Annotated in this window: 11 protein-coding genes, 1 tRNA gene, 3 pseudogenes and 1 riboswitch; of the genes and pseudogenes, 11 read left to right on the top strand and 4 right to left on the bottom strand. The window is 52.0% G+C overall.

Features of this window, described 5'->3' with window-relative positions; all coding sequences use genetic code 11:
* Window positions 1-18 precede the first annotated feature (18 nt).
* The 7 genes and pseudogenes from AC5JO6_RS02605 to AC5JO6_RS02575 form a co-directional block, all read left to right on the top strand.
* On the top strand, window positions 19-1956 hold the full coding sequence (locus AC5JO6_RS02605; RefSeq protein WP_496079471.1) for an Hsp70 family protein: 1938 nt from the start codon (window positions 19-21) through the stop codon (window positions 1954-1956).
* Between the two features lie 66 nt (window positions 1957-2022).
* Window positions 2023-2496, top strand: a complete 474-nt coding sequence (locus AC5JO6_RS02600; RefSeq protein WP_496079503.1) for a DUF6335 family protein — start codon at window positions 2023-2025, stop codon at window positions 2494-2496.
* Between the two features lie 62 nt (window positions 2497-2558).
* Window positions 2559-3110, top strand: coding sequence for a DEAD/DEAH box helicase (locus tag AC5JO6_RS02595; RefSeq protein WP_496079470.1), 552 nt, complete (start codon window positions 2559-2561; stop codon window positions 3108-3110).
* Between the two features lie 61 nt (window positions 3111-3171).
* Entirely contained in the window at window positions 3172-3918 is a 747-nt protein-coding gene (locus AC5JO6_RS02590; protein ID WP_496079469.1) for a Fe-Mn family superoxide dismutase, read from the top strand.
* Between the two features lie 131 nt (window positions 3919-4049).
* Window positions 4050-4121: transfer RNA gene (locus AC5JO6_RS02585), tRNA-Gly, on the top strand.
* Window positions 4122-4350: 229 nt separating this feature from the next.
* A riboswitch (cyclic di-AMP (ydaO/yuaA leader) is annotated at window positions 4351-4542 on the top strand.
* A 97-nt stretch (window positions 4543-4639) separates the two neighbouring features.
* Window positions 4640-5494: a nitrate ABC transporter permease gene (gene ntrB / locus AC5JO6_RS02580; protein WP_496079502.1), complete on the top strand. Its 855-nt coding sequence runs from the start codon at window positions 4640-4642 to the stop codon at window positions 5492-5494.
* Window positions 5495-5768: 274 nt separating this feature from the next.
* Window positions 5769-6695: pseudogene (locus AC5JO6_RS02575) on the top strand (ABC transporter substrate-binding protein); the annotation flags it as partial.
* A 588-nt stretch (window positions 6696-7283) separates the two neighbouring features.
* Here the strand turns inward: AC5JO6_RS02575 and AC5JO6_RS02570 are convergent.
* On the bottom strand, window positions 7284-7460 hold the full coding sequence (locus AC5JO6_RS02570) for a hypothetical protein (RefSeq protein WP_496079468.1): 177 nt from the start codon (window positions 7458-7460) through the stop codon (window positions 7284-7286).
* A 9-nt stretch (window positions 7461-7469) separates the two neighbouring features.
* On the opposite strand from AC5JO6_RS02570, the gene AC5JO6_RS02565 reads away from it, so the two are divergent.
* Window positions 7470-8312 carry an ABC transporter ATP-binding protein gene (locus tag AC5JO6_RS02565; RefSeq protein WP_496079467.1) on the top strand — a complete coding sequence of 281 codons (843 nt, stop codon included), beginning with the start codon at window positions 7470-7472 and terminating at the stop codon, window positions 8310-8312.
* Between the two features lie 14 nt (window positions 8313-8326).
* Here the strand turns inward: AC5JO6_RS02565 and AC5JO6_RS02560 are convergent, their stop codons facing one another.
* Together AC5JO6_RS02560 and AC5JO6_RS02555 are read right to left on the bottom strand one after the other, a co-directional pair.
* Window positions 8327-9370 carry an N-acetyltransferase DgcN family protein gene (locus AC5JO6_RS02560; RefSeq protein WP_496079501.1) on the bottom strand — a complete coding sequence of 348 codons (1044 nt, stop codon included), beginning with the start codon at window positions 9368-9370 and terminating at the stop codon, window positions 8327-8329.
* A gap of 143 nt (window positions 9371-9513) precedes the next feature.
* Window positions 9514-9675 (bottom strand): annotated as a pseudogene (locus AC5JO6_RS02555) (type II toxin-antitoxin system RelE/ParE family toxin); the annotation flags it as partial.
* Window positions 9676-9897: 222 nt separating this feature from the next.
* On the opposite strand from AC5JO6_RS02555, the gene AC5JO6_RS02550 reads away from it, so the two are divergent.
* The 3 genes from AC5JO6_RS02550 to AC5JO6_RS02540 are packed head-to-tail and all read left to right on the top strand — an operon-like array spanning window position 9898 to window position 10731.
* Complete coding sequence (locus AC5JO6_RS02550; protein WP_496079466.1) at window positions 9898-10122, top strand: hypothetical protein; 225 nt, start codon at window positions 9898-9900, stop codon at window positions 10120-10122.
* Between the two features lie 14 nt (window positions 10123-10136).
* Complete coding sequence (locus AC5JO6_RS02545; RefSeq protein WP_496079465.1) at window positions 10137-10391, top strand: hypothetical protein; 255 nt, start codon at window positions 10137-10139, stop codon at window positions 10389-10391.
* A complete protein-coding gene (locus AC5JO6_RS02540) occupies window positions 10384-10731 on the top strand; it encodes a type II toxin-antitoxin system RelE/ParE family toxin (RefSeq protein WP_496079464.1) in 348 nt (115 codons plus the stop codon). The genes AC5JO6_RS02545 and AC5JO6_RS02540 overlap by 8 nt, the downstream gene beginning before the upstream one ends.
* 151 nt (window positions 10732-10882) lie before the next feature.
* Here the strand turns inward: AC5JO6_RS02540 and AC5JO6_RS02535 are convergent.
* A pseudogene (locus AC5JO6_RS02535) lies at window positions 10883-16855 on the bottom strand (DNA-directed RNA polymerase subunit beta').
* Between the last annotated feature and the right edge of the window lie 46 nt (window positions 16856-16901).

Here is a 16901-nt window from a genome sequence, read left to right as displayed (position 1 = left end):
AACCGCTTAGAAGCGCCAGTGCCCAGCGCTCAACCTGATTTGTCAGTGGAAGGCTCGATCGCGCCCCTAACAGAGCTATCTCCAGCAGAACTAGAGAACGCGATCGCTGCGATAGACCCACCCGAAGCTGATGCAGCGGCAGCCGTCGCAACTTGGTGTCTGGGCATTGATGTGGGCACAACAGAAATCACAGCCGTCTTGTTGCAGGTTCAGACAGGGCAGACCTATCCCATTGTTTGGCAAGAGGTGGAAGCACCCGATCAGCCAGCGCTGGCTGGTCTACCTGCGATCGTTTATCTATCTGCTCAACAATTCAAGCACCTGCCTGAAGTGCCAAATGCATTAGGGTATCAGGCGCTGGAGTCCGCCTTAACCGCTGCCAACCAGCCAGATACAGGGCTATTGCTGAGCAACTTTAAACCTTATCTCAAGGCTGGTACGCCTTATCTGAGTGAGCAACAGCATTGGGAGCCAGTTTTACAATGGTCTGACCAGCAGCCTCTGAGTCTCCAGTGGTTACAGCAGGCGCTGGTGGCTCTCCTGCAAACGCTAAAGGGAAGGACGCTTGGCTTAATCAGCACTGCCCCAGCGATGACACAAGAGGCATTTCAAGCCGCGATCGAGCACATCACAAGCGTGATCATTGGGTGCCCAACCGGATGGTCAGATACGTATTGCTTTAATCTACGAGAAGCAGTGCTGGCGACGGGTTTAGTCGATCGTGCTGAACAGATTTACTTCCTTGAAGAGGCGATCGCGGCACTGCTCGCTACACTACCTCAACCAGCCGTCCAGCGTCCGTCCAGCGTCGCCTCTTCTGCTGTTACTGACAGCCGTTCTGACAGCTCATTGCAGGGTAGCACTCTGGTCTTGAGTGCGGGTGCCACGACGACGGAGCTTTTGCTGGTTGATCTGCCCCGCGACTTAGCAGTTGAACAGTCCGATCGCACCTTCTTAACCCGCGAAGGCTTGTATCTACGTAGCCTTGCCTATGCAGGCGATGCGATCGACCAGGACATTATTTGCCAGATTCTCTATCCATCTGCCTGGAGTTGGGGCAGCCTGGATTTACAAAGCCTGGACTTGCCATTACCGGGAGAGCCAGACCAGAATGCCCGCGATCGCCTACAGCAACGGCTACGCAACAGTGATTTAGGACAACAATTGCTGAATGCTGCCAGACAGCTCAAACTGGCGTTGCAGCAGCAAGATACGGCAACGTTTAAGTTGAACGACCAGCAGTGGACGGTCAGCCAACAGGATTTGCACAGCCGCGTCACAATGCCCTACCTTCAGCAATTAAACCGAGAGCTAAATGTCTTGCTCAATCAGAGTGGCATTGCGGTACAAGCCGTACAGCAAGTGATTTGTACGGGTAGAACGATGGCGCTACCTGCGATCGCCCACTGGCTTAAGCAGAAACTGCCCAACACGCGCGTACTTCAAGATGATGAACTATCCGGTATGGTTAGCAACCGCATCGCTGTTGGTCTGGCAACGCTGCCTCTCTACCCACAGATGTTGGATGCAGTGCGCCATCAATACAGCGATTACTTTCTGCTGCACGAACTGGTGCGGCTCTTACCAGATGAGTCGCTTTCAGTTGGACGCATTCTGCAACTGTTAGAAAAGCAAGGCATTAACACCAACTTCTGCCAGCGTCCTATCCTCAGACTCCTGGAAGGACGCTTGCCAGAGGGACTGTTGCCCTCTAACACGGCTGCGATGCTCACACTTGAATCACAGCAAAACCCTGATTATCAAGCGTTGATGGCACAACCGCTGTTTTCTAGAGAGGGTAATCAGCTCTACGGGTTCAAGCCGGAACTGCGCGATCGCCTCCAACAGTACCTGACTGCTATCCTGGCAAATACCCATCAGACCCTGGCAGAGCCGCTGTTAATTGAGCTAGGCGCTGAAGTGAGGAATGAAGGCTACAACGTTCTGCCTATGTGAGGATTCTGAGGCACGGTTGGTTGGTTAGGCTGCATAGAGATTCACAGAGGAGCCAAGCCAATGACGATGGCGGACGATCGAGAGCTAGACTTGCAAACCAACGACGCGCTAGATGATGTTGACCTGGATACCGACGATCTTGATACTGATGATTTTGTAGAGCCAGATTCAGGCGATCTGCCCCAAGAAATGACGGAGTCATACGGCACAGGTGTGCATGACCAACCGGGATTTGCAGCGGGTGGACGCACGATGCGCGACCGTGCGAGTGACTTCAATGAGGCTAGTCCCACGCTTACAGGTGGCGACGTTGATGGGAACTATGAGCAAGCGAATGCCGATGGCGACGAGTCGGTTGGTGGTACCGTTTCCACACCGGATATGGATGTAGTGGATGAACTCGGTGCGGCTGTAGGACTAGAGATGAACGAGCGCTCCTTTCTCCGCACAAATGACGTGCTGGAAGAGCGTGATTCTCGCCGTTGGGAGCTGGAGCCAACCTCCTCAGAAGATTACACCGAGCGGAGAGACGAGGAGTAAGGCGATCGCGCCCGTCTGCCCACCCTCACACTGTTCATTGCTTCCTTTGCTGCCCCAAAAATATGGCTAGACCGCGCAAACGCACAAAGCAGATTGAGAAGGCTGCTCAGGAGCATTTTGGTTATGACGACCTTCGACCTGGACAGGAAGCGGCAATTCAATCCGTCTTAAATCGGCAAGATACCCTTGTGGTGATGCCAACGGGTTCTGGTAAGTCTGCTATTTACCAAATTGCAGCGGTAGAACTGTCCGGTCCTACAGTCTTTGTCTCGCCGCTTCTTGCCTTGCAAAAAGATCAGGTAGACGCGATCGAGAATCAAAATCTGGGTGGTGCAGCACAGGTCAATTCAACTATTCGGGAAGGCGATCGCCAGGATGCTTTTGACCACTTAAAGACAGGCAAGCTTGAATTCATCTTTCTGGCTCCCGAACAGTTTAAGAATCCAGAAACGCTGGAGCATCTCCAGACCACAAAGCCATCTCTGTTTGTAGTCGATGAGGTACACTGCATCAGTGAATGGGGACATGATGTTCGTCCCGATTACCGACGCTTGGGAGCCGTGATCGAAGCCAGTTACACATCAGCCCGTCAACCTGTACCGCTGTGGTCATGACACACTGATTCTGGGCACCGATAATTTCGATACAGTGTTCAGAGTATGAGGATTTACCGCTATGACATTGAATCGTCGCCACTTTTTGGGTTTATTGGGTGCAGGGACAGGTGCGATCGCGACCAGCATCTACGTACCCCAATTAGCCTGGGCAGCCGAACCAACGACCAAACCCACCGCACAAACGCCTTTTACGCTACCGCCTCTGCCTTACGCCTACAACGCTTTGGAACCGCATATTGACGAACGCACTATGCAGTTCCACCACGACAAGCATCACGCTGCTTACGTTAAAGCCCTGAATGGTGCGATCGAGAAGCACCCGGAACTCAAAGGCAAAACGGCTGAGGATCTCATTCGCAACCTCAGCAGTGTGCCCGAAGACGTTCGCACGATCGTTCGCAACAATGGCGGTGGACACATCAACCACACCATGTACTGGGTCATTATGGGACCCAAGGCAGGCGGTGAACCCACGGGAGAACTTGCCACTGCCATTCAAAAAACCTTTGGCAGTTTTGACGAGTTCAAAAAGCAGTTCAATGAAGCAGGCACAAAACGCTTTGGTAGCGGTTGGGCATGGCTCGTGCGTACCAAAGAGGGCAAACTCCAAATCACCAGTACGGCTAATCAGGACAACCCGTTGATGGAAGGGCTGTACCCCATCATGGGTAATGATGTCTGGGAACATGCTTACTATCTTAACTACCAGAATCGCCGCGCTGATTATCTAGAAGCCTGGTGGAATGTCGTCAATTGGAAAGCGGTGAACGATCGATTCAAATTAGCCACGACAAGCAACGTTTGAGGCTGAGGGATGAAGGATGAAAATGGACGATCGCATTTGTAGTGCAACTCACGCTCTATAATGGCTAATACAGCGTGGCTCGCAACGGCTTACACATCTCCGACTCCTATTTATCTCTCATCCCTTTTTCTGCGGGTATAGTTCAGTGGTAGAACGTCACCTTCCCAAGGTGAATGTCGTCGGTTCGAGTCCGATTACCCGCTTTTTCCTTACAGCTACCCACAAAATGCTTCCTCCTTGAGATGCTGCTAGGAAGCCAATTTGCTGAAGCGATTTGTGGAAATCATCGGCACACTGATCTGGCTATGGGATGATTTTGAGTATGGAGTGCTGCTACTGGCATGTTCAAAAACGTATTTCTGTAGAGAGATTGTGCAATCCGTAGGAGCGTATGTTAAATTGCATAGCTATAACTGTAGCCAGTCAGCTTAATCCATATTTTCGCTGAAGCCAATGCGGTTTCTGTATTAAATGGAGCGGAGGACCCAAACCTTGGGGCGAACCGTTGAAAGGCTAAAGGCTAAAGGCTTGAACCACTCATCCTTGATCCTTGATCCTTTCCAGTGGAGGGCATCTCTCAGCCCTAGCCCGTCAGCTAACCCCGTCAGCATTGAGGGAGGACTGAAGAGTAAGCATTTTGATCAATGCTTCAGACTCGTCAGTGTCTCTTGCTAGTACTGCTCAGTTTTTTGTACCTGCTTTAGACTCTGAGGCGCTGAAGATGGTTTTTCAGATGAATTTGGCAGCGGTTTTTGCCGCTGTGGCTCAGGCTAGCTGGAAACGAACCAAGCCTGTGCTTGTTCGAGATACAGTCATTCTGCCTGCGCTGGGATTTCTCGGCATTCTTTTGCTGTGGTGGGGCGTGGCGCTGCTCCGACGCGATCTCATGCCTACTCCGGCTGAAGCACTGGTCAACAACCTGGATTTCATTCTGAACCCGTTTTATCAACGTGGTCCGGGAGATTTGGGTCTTGGCTGGCTTTTGCTAGCTAGCTTGCGTCGCGTGCTGCTGGGCTTTCTGTTAGGAGCGATCGTGGCTATTCCGGTTGGCTTTTTGATTGGGATGTCCCGCCCGGTCATGCTGGCGCTGAACCCGATCGTGCAAATTTTTAAGCCTGTATCACCGTTGGCATGGTTGCCGATCGCCCTCGCAATCTTCAATCTTGCCGATCCCTCCGCCATTTTTGTGATTTTCATTACGTCTCTATGGCCCACCATTATTAACACTGCCTTAGGTGTGTCCAGCGTGCCTCAGGATTATCTGGACGTGTCGCGGGTACTGGAAATGCCTCGGTGGCGAAGGGTGATCAAAATTATTCTGCCTGCCAGTTTGCCCTACATTTTTACAGGCTTGAGAATCAGTCTGGGCATTGCATGGCTCGTCATTGTTGCTGTAGAAATGCTGACAGGCGGTGTGGGCATTGGCTTTTTTGTATGGGATGAATGGAGCCGCCTCAACTTAAGTTCCGTTTTTCTGGCAGTCCTTGTGATTGGCTTAACTGGGTTGTTGTTAGATGCGGCGATTAGCCAACTGCAAGTTTTAGTCACCCATCGACGATCGACAGCCGTGAGTTAGGGAGTGGCTTCGACGTGAGCGCTCAGCCGAACGGGAGTGGGGAAGCAGAGGAAGCAAGGGGAGCAAGGGGAGCAAGGGGAGCAGGGGAAATTTTGAGTGGAAGAAGTTGTTGGTTGCAAAGCCCTATGGGTATGCCAGCAAAGTTACGAGCCATGCGATACCCATTTAACTTGCCCTTGTGATTCTTGACTCCTGACTTTTGACTCCTACCTCCGATCCCTCATCACCCTATCCTTACAGTCCAAGTCTTTCTTCAAGCCAAATTTTTAACGCCATGAATCACTGGACGCGACGAGAATTCGTGTTGGGCATGGGTGCAGCGGCAACGGGCGCAGCGTTGTCTTCTTGTGCTATAAATGCCGATCGCTCGGCTAAAGGGTTAACAGAAGAAGCCAGAGCCATCAAGCAAGTCATCCGACCAGACGAACTAGAAAAACCAGACCTTACCGTGGGCTATGTGCCCGTGAATGACTGTGCACCGTTTGCGATCGCCTGGAAGAAAGGCTTTTTTCGCAAATATGGGCTGAACGTTCGTCTCAATCGTGAAGCCAGTTGGGCAACCTCCCGCGACGGCATCATCTTTGGTCGTCTGGATGCCTCCCCAGTGGTGTCAGGTGCGGTTACGAACGCTCGGATTGGAGCCGAAGGGGCGCGTCATGCGCCGCTGTGTGCCGGGATGACGATTCATCGCCACGGCAACGCGATGACGATGAACAGAGCCATGTGGGACTTTGGGTTGCGCCCCTGGCACGAGTACAACGGGAACCTGGAAGCATTTGGCAAGCAGTTTCGTAACTTCTTTGAAAGCCAGCCGCTAGAAAAAAGAGTGTGGGCTGTGGTGCTGAGTTCTGCCATCTACGAATACTTTGTTCGCTACCTGGCAGCCGCTGCTGGTGTAGAGCCAGATAAGGAGTTTCGCATCATCATCATTCCGCCACCGCAAATGGTGACGAATGTACGCATTGGTGCCATGCAAGGGTATATGGTCGCAGAACCGTGGAATACCCGTGCCATCACTGGCAATGCGAATGTGGGCTTTACCTTTGCCCAGGGTAAGGAAATCTGGCGAGGGCACCCCGATCGCCTGTTGGGGGTGATGGAATCGTTCATTGACAACCACCCCAAAACCTATCGATCGCTGCTGAAGGCGATGATCGAAGCTTGTCAATATTGCAGCAAACCAGAGAACCGCGAAGAAATCGCCAAACTGATTACGGATCGATCGTTTACTGGAGCCAAACCAAAAACAGGTTCTATAGACAAATTCACGCGTCCAGCGATCGTCGGTGAATACAACTATGGTGGCTTTGATGGCAAAGAACGCATCATCAAAGCAGACGACACCACCCTCTTTTTCGATATTCCTGAGAGCGTTTCTCATGTCCCCAACGAACACTCCACCTTCATGTGGCGATCGCGCAGCCTCTGGCTGATGACCCAGGCAGCACGATGGGGACAAATCGAAGCGTTTCCCCAAAACGCTGAGGCGTTAGCCGAAAAGGCATGGCGAACCGATATTTATCGTGAAGTCGCCGCTGATTTAGGCATTGCCTGTCCGCAGGATGATTTTAAGGTCGAACCCCCCGACGTATTTATCGACAAAAAAGGGTTTGATCCCAGCGATCCCATTGGCTACCTCAACAGCTTTGAAATTCGCGCCAATCGTCCCACAAGATTTTATATGGGGTAGAGAGTCAGAAGTCAAGAATCACAAGGGCAAGTGAAACGGGTATCGCATGGCTCGTAACTTTGCTGACATACCCGCAGGGCTTTGCAACCAACCACTTCTTCAATTCAAATTTTCCCTTGCTCCCCTTGCTTCCTCTGCTTCCTCCGCTTCCCCTGCTCCCCTTGCTTCCTCTGCTTCCCCACTCCCCACTCCCTTTGCTTCCCCTGCTTCCCCTGCTCCCCTTGCTTCCTCTGCTTCCCCACTCCCCACTCCCCACTCCCATCCCTTTTCACCCAAGGAGCCATCATGACCAAATCGACGTTGTACTCTTCTGATACAAACCCGCATAAGCCTGTTAATTCTGAGTTTCTGGTCATCGAAAACTTAACCAAAGCCTATCCGACTCCTGATGGCGGTGAATTCGTTGTCTTAAATGACATCAGCTTCACCATGAGAGAAGACGAATTTATTTGCCTCATTGGGCACTCTGGTTGTGGTAAATCGACACTGCTAAAAATTGTGGCAGGACTGGAGCGATCGACCTCTGGACTGGTAACGCTGGAAGGAAAAGAAGTTCGCAAGCCAGGGTGCGATCGCATGATGGTGTTCCAACAATACTCCCTTCTGCCCTGGCTCACAGTACGAGACAACGTGCGGCTGGCAGTGGATGAAGTGCTTGAAAGTGTCTCCAGGGCGGAAAAAGCGCAGATTATCAATGAGCATCTGGCAATGGTGAACCTAACAGCCGCCGCGCACAAATACCCCGATGAGATTTCGGGTGGTATGAAACAGCGAGTGGGCATTGCTCGTGCGTTGGCAATTCGCCCCAAAATGCTGCTGATGGATGAACCGTTTGGCGCACTGGATGCCTTGACTCGCGGCAAACTCCAACGACAGGTGTTAAAGATCTGGGAGAGTCATCGTCAGGCAGTGCTAATGGTGACTCATGACGTTGATGAAGCCCTTTATATGTCTGACCGGATTGTCATGATGACGAACGGACCTGCTGCCACAATTGGCGAAATCCTCGAAGTCCCGTTTCCTCGCCCTCGCGATCGCCAACAGCTTCGTGAGTCCCCCGAATATTTCGAGTTACGTAACCATGCGCTCAATTTTCTCGATCGCTATTTCACAGTGGACGACGAATAAAAGGATGGTGATCGTCACGATGTCCAGATAGCCTCCAACAACAGTTGAGCACCGAAACGGACGGGGTCAGTGCAGGGCAGATTGGTTTCTTGCTGTACCTGGTCGATCGCCTGTTGAGCCTCCTCATCGGATCGATGCGCGGTATTAAGCGCGATCGCGGCAACTCGTGCAGGAGCAAAGGCTCCTGCTGCGGTCGCAACCGCTTCGTATAAGCTCACCACTTCAGAGAGAGGCGGAATCTGGACATGGGGCGCATTACGAATGTGCGTTTGTCCCGCTCGATGCACCAGCACTAAATGAGTCGGCTGACTGCCTCGAAGTAAGGGCAATGTTGCAGTTGAAGAAGGATGAAGTAAGGAACCCTGACCTTCAAGATGCAAAATATCGCGATCGTCACTCGCCTGCATCACCAGTTGTTCCACCGCTCCTGCCGCAAAATCAACCCGAATTGCATCCAGGGGAACACCGCTGCCAGAAATCATCATGCCAGCTTGTCCAGAGGCGAGGAATTGCGATCGCAGCCCTTGTTTCACAGAAGCGTGGTGAAGCTCCAAACTGGTAGACATTTTGCCGACGCTCATATCTGTGCCAACCGTGAGTACCCGCAGACAGGAGAGCAGCCGAGCCTGTCCGGTGCCAACCGTTAAGTTCATTGGCTCCTGCCGCACATCCCAGATCCACTGTCCCGGTTTGAGTAGCGCTTGAAGCGTTGGATCGCGGTTTAAGGGTGTATGTAAGCCGTTGACGATCGAGAGTCCAGCCGCGATCGCCTGCTGCACATCGTGATACCAATCTTCAGGCAGAACACCACCCAATAGAGCAATACCAATGACCAGCACATCTGGTTGATAAGTAAGTGACTCTGCCACCGATGCCACGATCGGCACATCGCGTGGAATACCCGTTAGCTCAGGGATTGATAAACCAGCGGTGGCGCGATCGATGACCGCGACAATGTCGGCTTCGCTATACCGCAGCATCGCCAGCCCCGTTTTGCCCTGTGTGCCAAGAACGCTCTCATGCAATAGGATGACAATTCGATCGTCAGGACTGATCATTGGCTTAGTTGCGTGGCTACAGATAACATCAGCATCCACATCGCGATCATCCAATGCTTCGCTCCAGCGCGTTTGACTGCCACGCTTGCTCCAGGGATTTCGAGCATTCAACCGACCATCTTGTAGGGTAACAAAACAACATTTTAATCGGACTCCTTGAAAAGCGAGGGAAAGTTGCGACAACCGCTCAAAACGCGCAGAATTTCAATTCCATCATCCAAAAGCCTATAGAAAATGACATAGCCTTCTAGAGTTATCCCTCTCAGTCCAGGGCGGATAGCAGCATAGCTTTTGCCACTGTTTGGGAAAACAACAAGGTGTTAACACTTGCGGTCGAAGGAGCGAAAAAATCGTTCACCTGCTTCCAGGCTATGTTCAGCGAAGCAGTCAGCAATTTCGTCCAGATCTCGACTGGCGAGACTGTTGATAACGTAGCGGCTCATGCCTGCTTTGCTTGCTGGAATCGTTCTAAAACTTGATTGATAAGTGTCTCGCCATCAATCGGAGGTTCATGAGCTGATACTTCAATGGCTGCATCAATTGAACAACGGGAACGTCTCCTCAAAGCCCAACAGAGCTTAGAAGCGCAAAACTTTTGCTTACCAACAACTACCCAGACATTGAGTTTGGGGTCAGACTTTTTGCGTCTAGCGCAGTCGAATGGTGAATGTACAACGGTGAGCGATCGCAGTCCATCACTCCATTCATGCCATGCTCCGAAATTGTTTATGGTGAGAAGCAATGGTCGTTAGGACAAGTTACTTCCATGTCAGCCAAAGACATCCAGCAGTTGGTTCAGTATGTCACCGATAGTCAAGGCGCGCAGATCGGTGTAGTCGTACCGATCGCGCTTTGGGAGCAGATTCTGATGGCTTTGGAGCGGAGGGAAAGCGGGCTTGATGCGCTCGACGAAGATGAACCCAACGCGCGCATCTTGTCGGATTTAGAGGAGTCCGTGCGATCGTCCCGGGCAGGTAAGGTGTTTCCGATCGCGCAACTTTGGGATCAAGTTTATGAGTGAGTTGGACAAGGTTGAGATTTTATTTTCAGCCCCATTCCTCCGACGCTTAAAGGGATTAGCCAAACGCTATCGTCACATTCAGCCCGATCTTCAGCCCTTCCTGGCAGCATTGGAATTGGGTGATTTTCAGGGCGATCGCATTGTAGGACTGAATGATGTCGTGCTAAAAGAACGAATCCGAAATAGCGATATTCCTACGGGTAAAAGTGGTGAGTATCGGGTGATTTATCAGATTCTGTCTGAGCGATCGGTCTTATTGTTACTTATTTACGCAAAGTCGGATCAAGCGGATATTGCTCTAGAGGAGATTCGTGAGGCAATTCAGCGGGGAGTGAGTTGAAACGCCAACACGATGGCTTTGCCGTTAGCTAACCCTTCAATACCTGAGTCAGCGACGCGTTAAGTTTCATCGTGACTATGCTCATTCAAACGCTAAAGGGGTGCGACGATCGCCGCACCCCTTTAAGCACCAGAAGTTCAGCCCTCAGGTTTTATTCGTCATCCACGTCGATGTCCACGTCATCGACCTCAACATCGTCCACATCATCGCTGATGAGGTCATCGTCTTCCAGGATCGGTGAAAACGGCTCGGCATCAACGGTAGCTGCCACCCCAAAGTTATCGAAGGTGTAGCTGGGGCGTTCATCAAAGCTGTCTAAGCCGTAAGAACGAGCGGTGCGATCGTCCAGAACGACATCCTTTAGATCCGCATCATCGTCAAACACGCCAATGCCGTCGTAGGAAAGATCCACGTCAGGGCTGCTTTGCTCTTCGTAAGCGTTGAATCCTGTGCCAGCAGGGATTAAGCGTCCAATGATCACGTTTTCCTTCAAGCCGCGCAGCCAGTCAGACTTACCTTCGATCGCCGCCTCCGTGAGTACCCGTGTCGTCTCCTGGAAACTCGCCGCTGAGATAAAGCTATCTGTATTCAGCGATGCCTTCGTGATGCCTAACAGCACTGGTGTATATTCTGCTGGTGCGCCACCTGTAATTGCCATCGCTTCGTTAACTTGCTCCACTTGGTAAAGCTCCACAAGTTCACCCGGCAGCATCGTTGTATCGCCGCCGTCATCAACTCGCGCTTTCGAGGTCATCTGGCGCACCACAACCTCAATATGCTTGTCCGAAATATCAACCCCTTGAGACTGATACACCGACTGCACCTCGTTTACAAGGAACGTCTGCACCATTTGTAGACTCACCAGCGCCGCATCGTGTACGCCATCGCTTTCACGTCTGTATTTGAAGAAGACCTCCAAAATTTCGTGCGGGTTCGCAGGACCATCAGTAAGCGGTTCCGCTGCCAGCACATCCTGTCCATCAGAAACAATCACGTTCTGTCCGGGACCAATAATGTATTCAGCAATCACGCCATCGGTTTCAATCACCTTGACCTTCACCGAATCGTCATCGCCATAGACAACTTGAGCAGTGCCCGGTCGCGCTGCCAATACACAAGCTTCTTTAGGCTTACGCGCTTCCAGTAGTTCTTCGATTCGGGGTAGACCCTGAATGATGTCGCCTGTTTTCGTGCGCTCAAACACCAGAATGACCAGGTTGTCGCCTCGCTGCACCAAGTCTCCGTCGTCAATATGAAGTACGGCTCCGGGCGATACCCGATACGGACGTGCATGGCGGAGCGTGACCTCCGCATCTCCAACGCTGACGACCTGACCAGATTCTTGCAATGCGACACCAGGAGCAAGTTCAGCACCCGCTACTAGCAGATCGCCTGCTTTGACAGTGGGTGGTTTGTTCTTTGTCGGTACCGTCACCATGTCTGCCGTCCGCACGACGAGAATCCGGCGAATGGCTTCGGCTGCCTCTCGAATCCCCTGTACTTCACCTGCCTCTTTACATAGAATCTCGGTGCGAGCAACAACCGCTCCAGGTGCAATCTGGTCGCCATCCTTGACCAGAACACGCGTTTTTGTCGGACCTTGAGTTGGGTCAGCCGCAATGTCACGACGAATCACTAGCGATTCCAGGATCACAAGCTGTAGCCGCATCGTCTCAGAGTCAGTTTCGTCGGGCATCAGCTCAATGTCGGCTGCAAGCTGAGGAGCATCCTGACCAATCTCTAGTACTAACTGAATCTTCAGCAGTTCTAGACCTTCAACCGATTTGACCCGCTCACCGTCTTTATAGGGCATACGCTGCACTGCCCGCAAACGGATAGAGCGTCCTGACTCCTCATTGGTCGACTCTTGACTGGGCACCGAAGGCTCGTCAGGAACCGTAAATTCGGTGACTGGGCGCAGCAGTAAGGCTGGACCTTCAGGTGTTTCAACGTACTCAACGTAACGCAGCTCGTCAACGGTCAACCCCTCCATGACGGTCTGACCAGGGTTCACCAGAATGCTTTCCTTCGTGATGATGTTGTCCAGGTTATCCACCATGTGCAGATCGCCTGGTTTGATGACGATTTCGCGCAGGATGTCATTTTTCTGGGTGACTTCGACGACACCGTTGCTTTGGCAGAAGATGTCTTTCACGACTTCAGTGCCAGCTTCGACGTATTGACCGTCTTCCACCATCAAGAGTGAAATGTCTTTGTTGACTTCGTGTGCCTCTTCAGGTATCCATAGCAACGTGCCGCCTTTGACGACTTCGTACCCCTGCTTTGCTTTACCGCGTTTGGCAACTTCAACGCCGGAGTACTTGATGATGCCGCCTGTTTGAGTTCGATACTGGTCATCAATCAGTTCAGCCACGACCTGATTGTTGGTGACTTTGGTACCTGGAGTGGCTTTGAGCGAGAAGAGCTGGTTGTAGTTGGTTTCGATCAGGTAATGATCACGCCCTTGATAGCTCTCTGCCCGCACTTTTGCTTCATCAAGTAAGACAGATGCGGTGATGATTTCCACTTCTCGTCCGCCTTTGCCGTCTGCGTCTGCGGGTAAGCGTACGACTCCACCGTGCTCGGTAACGAGCTTGGTTTCAGCAATCACGCCGTCGGCATCAATACGATCGCCATTCTTGACGATCGGCTCAGCACCAGGGGGTAGGTTATACACTTCACCAGAGCGAATCCAGACCAGACCGCCTCGTTGTGCGATGCGGGTTGTGTTTCCCTGACGGTCTTTTTTCTCCTCTGGCACAAGGTCGGCAAACTGGACTTCCCCTGCCATGTCAGAGGCAACGTCTTTAGCCGCTTTCTCCGTCGTTTTACGAGCGCGTCCGGTCAACGGCACTTCTGCTAGAATCTGCCCTTCTTTAACCTTTTGACCATCTTTGACAAGTAGCGTTGCACCTTGTAGTACAGAGAAGGTTTGCTGCCGCCCGTCTTTGTTATCGAGGGTGATCTTAGAGCTAGCTTCCACAGACTCGACGGTATACGCATCTTCACCGTGACGAGTGCGGTAGGGACGAATACGCAGCTTCTTGGGAAACTTCAGTGTGCCGTCAAACTGTGCTTTCTCTTGACGTGCCATTTCGCCAGTGAACACGCCGCCTGTGTGGAATGTCCGCATGGTGAGCTGGGTGCCCGGTTCACCGATCGACTGTGCGGCAATAATCCCAACAGCTTCACCAATATCGACCATGTGGGCGTGCGCCAAGCTCCAACCGTAACAGTGCTGACACACCGATCGTGTGGCTTCACAGGTCAGCGGCGATCGCACGATCACTTCCTCCAGCTTCGCCTTCCCGATGCGGTCAGCCATTTCATCCGTGATGGATTGGTTGCGCTCGACGATGACTTCGCTTGTGGTGGGATCCACCATGGGTTCCGCTGCGACTCGACCGAGCAAGCGGTTTTTCAGGGGGATGAGGACGCGATCGCCATCCATCATGCTCCGAACGGGAATGCCACGCTGGGTGCCACAATCCAATTCCCGAATAATGACATCCTGAGAGACATCGACTAATCGACGCGTGAGATAGCCGGAGTCTGCTGTTCGCAGCGCTGTATCTACCAGACCTTTACGCGCGCCATAAGACGAAATAATGTACTCAGTGACCGTTAGCCCTTCGCGGAAGTTCGTTTTAATGGGCAAGTCAATGATTTCACCCTGCGGATCTGCCATCAAACCGCGCATACCAACCAGTTGCCGTACCTGAGAGATGTTTCCCCGTGCGCCAGAAAATGCCATCATATACACTGAGTTAAGCGGATTGTTCGACCGGAAATGCCGTACAACCTCATCCTTCAGCTCTTCACTGGCACCGTTCCAGGTATCAATGACCTTCTGGAACCGCTCAACCTCAGTGATTTCGCCTCGCGTATAGCGCTCTTCCGTGACTCGAATCGTTTCCTCTGCTGCTTCTAAGAGCTTGCGCTTGCTGGGAGGAATCTGTAAGTCATCGACGCTGATTGAAACCCCTGCTCTAGTGGCATAGCGAAAGCCCAAATCTTTGAGCTGATCTGCCATCTGAGCTGTACGAGCCGAGCCGTACGTAGTGAACGCCCAGGAAATCAACTTCCGAAGCTGCCCTTTATCTACAACACGGTTACGAAAAACTGGTTGATTATTTTGCTCTACCATGAGTTGTCCCGCCTCTCCCATGAATGAATTCCAGATCTCAGAGCAGGGCGATCGGCACCTTTACCAAGCGCCACACGCTGAAATCACTGATCTAAAATCGCCTTAAACCGCCAAAGCATCTTGAATTGCTTTGTTGTAGATGATCCGTCCCGGAGTCGTTTCAATGTATTGCGAGATCAGCTTGCCGTCCGCATCGTGCCGCGATCGCCGAAACTTGTAGATCCTGGTAATCGCGCCATCGTCTGACGTTAGCTCTTCCACCACGTCATGATCCGGTTCATCTGTCTCAACCTCGCCATCAAAGCGCACCCACACATGGGCATGGAGGTCTACCTGCTTCTGTTCGTAAGCAGTGATGGCATCTTCCAGGCTAGAGAAGTAGCGATCGCCATTTGATTTTGCATCTGGGTTCTCTGCTGTCAGGTAGTAGCAGCCCAACACCATATCCTGACTCGGCGTGATGATCGGTCGTCCTGTCGCTGGCGACAAAATGTTGTTCGATGCCAGCATCAGTAAACGTGCTTCTGCTTGGGATTCGATCGACAGCGGCACATGCACTGCCATCTGGTCACCATCAAAGTCAGCGTTGAAGGCTGGGCAAACCAGCGGGTGAAGCTGAATCGCACGTCCTTCGACGAGAATCGGTTCAAACGCTTGAATACCCAAGCGGTGTAGAGTGGGTGCTCGGTTTAGCATGACGGGATGCCCATCAATGACCTCTTCCAGTACATCCCAGACGGTTGGGTCGTTACGCTGAATCAGCTTCTTCGCCGCTTTGATGTTGTTAACCAAGCCTTGGCGGATCAGGCGATGAATGACGAACGGTTGAAACAGCTCGATCGCCATCTCCCTTGGTAACCCGCACTGATGAATTTTCAGCTTTGGACCGACCACGATGACCGATCGTCCAGAGTAGTCTACCCGCTTACCCAACAAGTTTTGGCGGAACCGTCCCTGCTTCCCTTCAATGATGTCGGAGAGAGACTTCAGAGGACGGTTGTTAGCACCAACCACTGTGCGACCGCGACGACCGTTATCAATTAACGCATCCACTGCCTCCTGAAGCATCCGTTTCTCATTACGAACAATGATTTCGGGAGCCAGAATTTCTTGCAGGCGCGCCAAGCGATTATTCCGGTTGATGACTCGACGATACAGGTCATTCAGGTCAGAGGTTGCAAAGCGTCCACCGTCTAGCTGCACCATCGGGCGCAGATCAGGAGGAATCACCGGAATCACTGACAGCACCATCCAGTCAGGCTGCGAACCAGTCGCAATAAAGTTGTCAATGACTCGCAGGCGCTTGATCAACTTGGCTCGCTTCTGCCCTTTGGAGGTCGCAATTTCCTCGCGCAGTTGCTCCGCTTCTTTTTCAAGATCGATATCTTGTAGAAGACGTTGAAGCGCTTCAGCACCAATGCCCACCTCAATGCCCGAAAGCTTTGAGTCTTCGCTGTAGAGTTCGTCCTCAATTTCAATCCACTGGTCTTCAGTCAGCAGTTGCTTGTAGGTGAGGTTTTCTGCGTTGCCAGGAGTCAATACGACATAGGCGTTGAAGTAAACGATCTGCTCCACATCCCGCAACGGCATGTCTAACAAAATTGCCATGTAGCTAGGAATACCTTTGAGGTACCAAACGTGAGCAACCGGAGCTGCCAGCTTGATATAGCCCATACGATGTCGTCGCACACGGGATTCCGTCACTTCTACGCCGCAGCGCTCACAAACAATGCCCCGATGACGCACTCGCTTGTATTTGCCGCAGTGGCATTCCCAGTCTTTAGCGGGACCAAAAATCCGTTCGCAGAACAGCCCGTCCATTTCAGGCTTCAGCGTTCGGTAGTTAATGGTTTCCGGCTTGGTTACTTCACCAACAACCTGCCCGTTCGGCAGTGTGCGCTCTCCCCACTGACGAATTCGCTCTGGAGAAGCCAGACCAATCTTCACGTAGTCAAACCGCTGCTCTAGCTTTGGCATCGTGTCTTTCCTTATATCAGTTCTTAGTTTTTGGTTGCTAGTTGTT

It is taken from the genome of Tildeniella sp. (assembly GCF_059505325.1).
The sequence above is the reverse complement of the archived record's forward strand: the minus strand, read 5'-3'. Positions and strand labels throughout refer to the sequence as shown.

What these genes read in the sequence shown, in the direction of transcription:
- ntrB (WP_496079502.1), top strand. Translation starts at nt 4,640, where the DNA reads ATGGTTTTTCAGATGAATTTGGCAGCGGTTTTTGCCGCTGTGGCTCAG.
- AC5JO6_RS02540 (WP_496079464.1), top strand. Translation starts at nt 10,384, where the DNA reads ATGAGTGAGTTGGACAAGGTTGAGATTTTATTTTCAGCCCCATTCCTC.
- AC5JO6_RS02565 (WP_496079467.1), top strand. Translation starts at nt 7,470, where the DNA reads ATGACCAAATCGACGTTGTACTCTTCTGATACAAACCCGCATAAGCCT.
- AC5JO6_RS02545 (WP_496079465.1), top strand. Translation starts at nt 10,137, where the DNA reads ATGTCAGCCAAAGACATCCAGCAGTTGGTTCAGTATGTCACCGATAGT.
- AC5JO6_RS02560 (WP_496079501.1), bottom strand. Translation starts at nt 9,370, where the DNA reads ATGATCAGTCCTGACGATCGAATTGTCATCCTATTGCATGAGAGCGTT.
- AC5JO6_RS02550 (WP_496079466.1), top strand. Translation starts at nt 9,898, where the DNA reads ATGGCTGCATCAATTGAACAACGGGAACGTCTCCTCAAAGCCCAACAG.
- AC5JO6_RS02590 (WP_496079469.1), top strand. Translation starts at nt 3,172, where the DNA reads ATGACATTGAATCGTCGCCACTTTTTGGGTTTATTGGGTGCAGGGACA.
- AC5JO6_RS02595 (WP_496079470.1), top strand. Translation starts at nt 2,559, where the DNA reads ATGGCTAGACCGCGCAAACGCACAAAGCAGATTGAGAAGGCTGCTCAG.
- AC5JO6_RS02600 (WP_496079503.1), top strand. Translation starts at nt 2,023, where the DNA reads ATGGCGGACGATCGAGAGCTAGACTTGCAAACCAACGACGCGCTAGAT.